Below are 2,018 nucleotides of genomic sequence, written 5' to 3' on the forward strand. Positions count from 1 at the left end.
CCCACCGCCGGGTTCCTGGCGCCCGCCACGCCCGCGGCGGCGGAGATGCCGTCCGCGATGCCGTCGAGCGTGTCGTAGATCTTGTCCCGCCGCACCTGATGCGGCTCCCGGTCTCCGTTGGCCTCGATGCCCGCCATGCCGTCCCCCTCTTCGTCCGACGCTTCCGGCTCCTCCCCGGAGGAGGTGGCGTCGAAGTCGGCCGGCTCCTTGCCCGCGGGCTCGCTGAAGGGGTCCTCCGTGGCGTCGCGGCCCCCCTGGTTGAAGCCCCAGTCATCCGCGGGCGGCGGAGCCTGCGGCGGCCCCGGCCTCCGGGTGGCCCTCGGCGGCACCGGGGGACGGAATTCGTGATCCGTAAGGTCTCCGACCTCGGGCCTCCGGGCGACGGGTTGGGCGGTCTCCACCTTCGCTTCGCCGGACGACTCGTCATCAAACCAGCCAGACATGTTTCCCCCTCATGGGATTTTTCCCACGGTGCTGTTACAATCCTGGCTTACTCGGGGTGAGACCGTCAAGAAGGCTGTAAAATGAAACCCATTAGGTAGTTGGTGAAACCAGGAAACATGCGACTAACGTTGGGACAAGCGCACTAATCTTAAATTCCTGGTTTTACCGCTAAGCGGACTATGTTGGCCGGACCTCGCTTCACAGGAGTCGTCATGGCCAACACGCTGGGTTTCCGCTGTCTGTCATTGCTGGGCATCGTCGGTGCGCTGAGCGGCTGTTCCGGGGCGGAGCCGTCCGGGGAGTCCCCCGAGGCGACCGGCCAGGTGGAGAGCCCCGCCATCGTGTCGTCCATCACGGAGGGCGACTACGTCATCCGCTCGGCGATGACGAACAAGTGCATCGACGTGGCCTCGTCGAGCACGGCGGACGGCGCCAAGGTGCAGGAGTGGGACTGCAACGGCACCAACGCGCAGAAGTTCCACATCTCCCCGACGTCGGACGGGTACTTCAAGATCATCAACGTGAACAGCGGCAAGGGGCTGGACATCCAGGGTGTCAGCACCGCGCAGAACGCGCTCGTCCACCAGTGGAGCTATGTCGGCGGCGCCAACCAGCAGTTCCGGTTCGTGAACCGGGGCGGCACGCAGTTCAGCATGCAGCTGCGGCACACGGACATGGCGGTGGACCTGTACTGGGGCTCCGCGGAGAACGGCACGTCGCTGGTCCAGTACCCCTACACGGGCGGCGCCAACCAGCACTGGACGTTCGACCTGGTCTCCGGCGGAGGCGGCGGGACGGGCTTCGGGGGCATCCTCACGCGCGACACATTCAACGCCATGTTCCCCAGCCGCAATGCCTTCTACAGCTACGACGCGCTGGTCGCCGCGGCGGCGGGCTTCCCGGGGCTCGCGACCACGGGCGACACCGACACCCGCAAGCGCGAGGTGGCCGCGTTCCTGGCCAATGTCTCGCATGAGACAGGCGGGCTCGTGTACATCGAGGAGATCAACAAGGCGGACTACTGCGACACGTCGTGGGGGCCTCCGGGCTGCTTCTGCGCGGCGGGCAAGCGGTACTACGGACGCGGGCCCATGCAGTTGTCCTGGAACGGCAACTACTGCGCGGCGGGCAACGCGCTGGGCCTGCCCCTGCAGGCCAACCCGGACCTGCTGGCGCAGGACGCGAACGCGGCGTGGCGCACGGGCTTCTGGTTCTGGACCACGCAGACGGGCGCGGGCACCATGACGGCGCACAACGCCATCGTGAACGGCGCGGGCTTCGGTGAGACCATCCGCACCATCAACGGCTCGCTGGAGTGCAACGGTCGCAACCCCGGCCAGGTGCAGAGCCGCATCGACGCCTACGTGCGCTTCACCGGCATGCTCGGCGTGAGCCCCGGCAACAACCTGGGCTGCTAGCCCGGGAGCGACGCAACCGGCGACCGGGCGCGGCGATAATCCCGCCACGAAGACCCCTTCCAAGCACCCACCCAGGCAGTTCCAGCCGGCCCTGGAGAGCAATCTCCAGGGCCGGCTGGAACTGCCTGGGTGGGTGCTTGGAAGGGGTCTTCGTGG

Annotated in this window: 2 protein-coding genes; one reads left to right on the forward strand and one right to left on the reverse strand. The window is 67.4% G+C overall.

Features of this window, described 5'->3' with window-relative positions:
- Positions 1 to 443, reverse strand: a 443-nt coding sequence (locus D7V93_RS42315) for a hypothetical protein (RefSeq protein ID WP_208723337.1), incomplete at its 3' end; no start/stop codon positions are given.
- 213 nt (positions 444 to 656) lie between these two features.
- Between D7V93_RS42315 and D7V93_RS42320 the strand changes: the two genes are divergently transcribed.
- Positions 657 to 1,862 carry a glycoside hydrolase family 19 protein gene (locus D7V93_RS42320; RefSeq protein WP_120648604.1) on the forward strand — a complete coding sequence of 402 codons (1,206 nt, stop codon included), beginning with the start codon at positions 657 to 659 and terminating at the stop codon, positions 1,860 to 1,862.
- Positions 1,863 to 2,018: the final 156 nt, after the last annotated feature.

This window comes from Corallococcus llansteffanensis (assembly GCF_003612055.1).
Taxonomy (GTDB): domain Bacteria; phylum Myxococcota; class Myxococcia; order Myxococcales; family Myxococcaceae; genus Corallococcus; species Corallococcus llansteffanensis.